General features: G+C 70.8%; 1 protein-coding gene. It reads left to right on the forward strand.

Annotated elements, in window-relative coordinates; translation table 11 throughout:
* A partial coding sequence (locus tag AC0IYH_RS32315) for a hypothetical protein (RefSeq protein ID WP_471838410.1) occupies nt 1–259 on the forward strand: 259 nt, incomplete at its 5' end.
* Between the last annotated feature and the right edge of the window lies 1 nt (nt 260).

Raw genomic sequence — 260 nt, forward strand, 5'->3', positions numbered from 1 at the left:
GAACCGGGACGCGCTCGATCCCATCCTGATCGCAATCCACCGGCTCGTCGACCAGCTGGGGCAGGCGACCGGCATCGGCACCCGCCCGATCGCGGAGGAGACGCTGCAACTGGTGCTGCTCGCGCTCGGCGATGCGCTGCTCGGCCAGCCGATGGCGGACGCGCTGGGCCTGCCGCGTACCCGTGCTCGGGAATTGGCGCTGGCGGCCTTGCTCGGCTCCGAAGCCGCACGGGATGACGAAAGCGTGCAACCCGCGTAAG

The organism is Pseudomonas sp. AC463 (assembly GCF_979253585.1).